Here is a 2,585-nt window from a genome sequence, read left to right on the forward strand (position 1 = left end):
GGCTCCGGATGTCAAGGCACCGGCCGTGGCTGCTGAACCCGGCGTGGAGGCCGCCCGCCAGACCGTCGCGGAGCCTGCCCCGGCGGCGACATTATTCAAAGCCGACGAAGTGCCGCAGAAAGTGCTGGCCTCCCTCGGGCTGAACCTGGCTGAGCTAACGGGCAGCGGACAGCTGCAAAAGCTGCTCAGCGGCGAGAAAACTGACCTGTTGCCCATGCAGGTAGCGAGCAAGGAAGGGCAGGAGCCCGTGAAGTTCGAGGGCAAGATGGTGCTCCACCGCGAGGCTGACGGCACGGCCACGCTCAAAATGGAATTGCCCCAGGAAAAGCTGGTCATTCCCAATGAGATTGGCGGGCAGCCCTTCACGCCCGAACAGCGCCAACGGCTCGAAACCGAGGGCAACGCCGGCCTGATTCGGGGCCTCAAGGACGAGCAGGGCCGCGAGTTCAACGGCTACGTGGCCGTGGACAAGGCCATGAACAAGGTAGTGGTGCTGCCCGAAAGCAAAGTGACCCTGCACGACACCGTAGCCGGCGTCAAGCTCACGCCCGAGCAGAGCCACGACCTGCGCGAAGGCAAGGTGGTGGCGCTGGCCAACATGGCCAGCGGCAACGGCGGGCAGAAGTTCGACGGCACCGTGCAGGTAAATGCCGCCAAGGCCTGCATCGAGGTGAAACCGGCCGCCCACGAGCTGGGCCAGCGCCAAGCCCCACGGGCCGAGCAGACGGTGAAAGCCACCACCCCGACCGTGGTCCCGGCTCCCGTGAAGGCCGAAGCGCCCCAGGTAAAAATCCGGGGCCCCCGCCACTAGCCGGGCTTCCCCCCAAATCATCAATTTCTCGCCCTGAAAGCCCGGAAGACTACTTCCGGGCTTCTTTTTTCTGCCTTTCATTCTTCAAATTATTCCGCTCTGCCATGGAACACGAACTCACTTTCCAGAAGATTAAGGAGCAGGTTGAGCTGCCCGAACTGCTGAGCCACTTCGGCTATACCCTCCGAAAAGGGGAGCACCTGGGCAAAGGCAAATGGCACGTTTTCGAGGGCGATGATACACTGGTGGTTTTTAAAGGCCGGGGCGGCGACTGGATGTATTTCAACGCCCAGGACGACCGCGACAAGGGCAGCGTCATCGACTGGATGAAGAACCGGGTCAGCTCCGAACGCATTGCCGGCCTTGGCCCGCTGCCGGGCCGCAACCTCTGGCAGGCGGTCAACGACCACTTCCGCGCCTACCTGAACCTGCCCGAGGCGCAGCGGTCCCGGCTCGATTTGCCGCCCATCGTGGAAACCGCGCCAGGGGAGAAATTCCACAGCATCTATACCCAGCATTGCCGGCCGCTCGAAAACACGGCCTACCTGGAAGGGCGCGGTATTACGAAAAGCACGATAGCCAACCCGCAATTCGCGGGCAGCATCCTCAACCAGCTCTACACGGTGCAGAAGGAGGGAATGCCGGCCAAAACCTACGTCAACACGGCTTTCCCGGCCTACCACGAGGGTCGGGTCGTGGGGCTGGAGTTGAAAGGCGAAGGCTTCAAGGGCCAGGCGCCCGAGAGTCAGTTCACCCGCTCGCTGTGGCTGAGCAAGCTGCCCGAGGGCCGGCCGGTGGCGGTGCTGGTGGTCAGCGAATCGGCCCTTGACACGCTTTCCTACGCGCAGCTGCACCCCGGTGAGAGAGCCCTGTATGCTTCGACGGCTGGCACGCTCACCCAGAACAAGATTTTCGAGCTGAAGCGGCTGCTCAGCGAGGAGCATATCCCGGCCATCCGGGCCGCGTTTGACAACGATACCCAGGGTCACCACTTCGACACCCGGCTGCTGGCGGGCCTGGCTAGCGAGCAGAACCCGATGAAAGTGGTGCGGGAACATGAGCACCGGCTGACCGTCGAAATCACGACGGCCCACCCGGCTGGCGTGCAGGCGCTGAGCCAGCAGCTTAAAAGCTACAACGACCAGGCTACCCGGCAGTACGCCCAGGAAAACGGGGAGCCGGGCACTCCGGCCAGCAGCCAGACCCTGCGCGACGAGCTGATTCACTCCAATAAGCTGGGAGCCCACACCTACCAGTTCCACGTGCCGATGAGCCGCGAAGCGCTGGGGGCTTTTAATGAGGCGGCCAGCAAGGCGCTGGCTTTTGAGCACCGGGTGGAGATTGTGAAGAGTCAGGGCAAGGACTGGAACCAGGACCTTAAGCAGGACCAACTGCAACAGGTGGCGCGTCGGGAGTTGGGCGGTATTGATGAGGACCAGCACGGTTTCGGGCAGGAGCATTGGAATAACGCGCCCATCGTCGGCCAGGGTAAAATAGCCCGGCAGCACGAGGTACAGGCGGTAGCCCGTGCCAACGGGGAGCGACTGCTGGTGGTTGAGTTTCGCGAGAGCCGCGACGCTATGGCCCAGCTACCGCAGTTGCGCGATAATCTGGAGCGTGTGGGGCTGACCATTGACCACGCCATCAAGCGGGAAACGCCCGTGGCCCGGGAAATTGCCACCGAGCTTACCCTGCGCTACCGGCCCGATTCGCCGCAGCTGCCCGCCATCAGCGCCGCGCTGGACGCGCTGGCGGCCAACCCCCGGGCCACCGT

At 63.5% G+C, this 2,585-nt stretch carries 2 protein-coding genes; both read left to right on the plus strand.

Features of this window, described 5'->3' with window-relative positions:
* On the plus strand, positions 1-811 hold an 811-nt coding region (locus ACYVDE_RS19920; protein WP_460503284.1), incomplete at its 5' end, for a DUF3945 domain-containing protein.
* 104 nt (positions 812-915) lie between these two features.
* Positions 916-2,585 (plus strand): toprim domain-containing protein (locus ACYVDE_RS19925; protein ID WP_460503285.1); only part of this gene is annotated, 1,670 nt, incomplete at its 3' end.

The organism is Hymenobacter agri (assembly GCF_054778495.1).